Source organism: Zooshikella ganghwensis DSM 15267 (genome assembly GCF_000428585.1).
Classification (GTDB): Bacteria; Pseudomonadota; Gammaproteobacteria; order Pseudomonadales; family Zooshikellaceae; genus Zooshikella; species Zooshikella ganghwensis.
Genome location: NZ_AUAF01000372.1, coordinates 1 through 1,440 on the forward strand (window position 1 = coordinate 1; position 1,440 = coordinate 1,440).

General features: G+C 41.5%; 3 protein-coding genes. All 3 read left to right on the forward strand.

All coding sequences use genetic code 11. The annotated features are described in order from the left end of the window. Window positions 1-177 precede the first annotated feature (177 nt). The 3 genes from F607_RS0127050 to F607_RS32245 are packed head-to-tail and all read left to right on the forward strand — an operon-like array spanning window position 178 to window position 1,223. The gene (locus F607_RS0127050) at window positions 178-588 is read left to right on the forward strand and encodes an N-acetylmuramoyl-L-alanine amidase (protein WP_038292646.1); all 411 of its coding nucleotides are present in this window, start codon (window positions 178-180) and stop codon (window positions 586-588) included. Window positions 589-590: 2 nt separating this feature from the next. Further along, complete coding sequence (locus tag F607_RS0127055) at window positions 591-1,001, forward strand: 3TM-type holin (protein WP_051311890.1); 411 nt, start codon at window positions 591-593, stop codon at window positions 999-1,001. A gap of 15 nt (window positions 1,002-1,016) precedes the next feature. Then, window positions 1,017-1,223 carry an HP1 family phage holin gene (locus F607_RS32245; RefSeq protein ID WP_038292648.1) on the forward strand — a complete coding sequence of 69 codons (207 nt, stop codon included), beginning with the start codon at window positions 1,017-1,019 and terminating at the stop codon, window positions 1,221-1,223. Window positions 1,224-1,440 lie beyond the last annotated feature (217 nt).

A 1,440-nucleotide genomic window follows, 5' to 3' on the forward strand; every position in this document is an offset into this window, starting at 1 on the left:
TTTGTGTACAATATAAAGTGCCGAGGAAAAAGCTTACTTAATGATCTAATAGAGCTATTGATATAACCCCCTAGGAATCCATATAGAGCCAAAATATAAAGTATCAGTCCAAATTAGCTTCTAAGATATTAACTAAGCCCGCAGAAGTGGGCTTTTTTTGTTTTAAGGAAGGAATCTATGAATATTACCCGACTTGTTGTGCATTGTTCAGACTCACCCAATGGAAGGGATGACTCTGCTGCAGATATTCACCGTTGGCATACAGGTCAAGGTTGGGTAGGTATTGGCTACCATCGTGTTATTCGCCGTGATGGACAAGTAGAGCATGGACGTCCTGATTACTGGATCGGTGCTCATGTAGTTGGGCACAATAGCACAAGCCTGGGGGTGTGCTTGGTTGGGCGTGATCAATTTACTGATGCGCAGATGCAAAGCCTGGAGCGCGCTATACGCGAATGGAAGATTAATTATCCTGATGCTGAAGTGTGTGGGCATTGCGATTTAGATTCGCACAAGACATGTCCTAATTTTGATGTGAAATCCTGGTGGTCTGTTGTTAGTGATATTAATGAGTTTAACCGCGTGTAAAAATGAATATTAATAAGCTAATACCTGATATTGCTGGTTCCATCATGAGTGGCCTTGATGATTTATTTACCAGTGATGAAGAAAGGCTAAAAGCCCGGAATAAAACCCTCGAAACACTGAACCAGCCGCATATCCTCCAAGCCCTAACCACACTAGAAGAAGCTAAGCATCCATCCATCTTTGTATCAGGTTGGCGTCCTGGTTTGGGGTGGTTATGTGTAGGCTTACTGACGTATGCCTGGATCTTACGAGACCTGATTATCATAGGTCTATCCCTCGCTAATCGTACCGATGTCGTCGAAATGCTACCCACCATTGATACCAGCCAGCTCATTACCTTAGTGCTTACGCTATTAGGATTAGGCGGTATCCGTACTATGGAAAAAATGAAAGGTGTTGCCCGGCAACGATAGACAATGGTTAGCCCGATGATTACCGAAAAAGTCATTTCTAACGCACCTTATGCGGCCAGTGCCGTGACCGTTATTGCTGGATTTACGGTAAAAGACTGGGGGGTGATTATCGGTGTAATCCTGACGTTTATAACCGTTATCGTGAATTGGATTTATAAGCACCGGCAGGATCAGAGAGAAACGATTTTATTTCAGCAGAAGTTAAAACATAAAAAGCATTGATGTAAATACTCAACACCTTATTGGTCTGTGCTATTGTCTGTTTCTAATAAATTTGCTTAAGATAGAAAGCCTGGGGTTGGGTAGCAACTTTTTTGTATTTAAAGTTGAGTTTGTAGCTCTATTATCTATGTACAGGACAAAAAGCTGAATAAATAAGAAAAATCAATTAGTTAGAAGTGAATTGATCCCTCATTGGTATTACAATTCAGGCTGCGAA

Bases quoted from the DNA above. Each gene is read 5' to 3' on its own strand.
- F607_RS0127050 (WP_038292646.1), top strand. From the start codon at position 178: ATGAATATTACCCGACTTGTTGTGCATTGTTCAGACTCACCCAATGGA.
- F607_RS32245 (WP_038292648.1), top strand. From the start codon at position 1,017: ATGATTACCGAAAAAGTCATTTCTAACGCACCTTATGCGGCCAGTGCC.
- F607_RS0127055 (WP_051311890.1), top strand. From the start codon at position 591: ATGAATATTAATAAGCTAATACCTGATATTGCTGGTTCCATCATGAGT.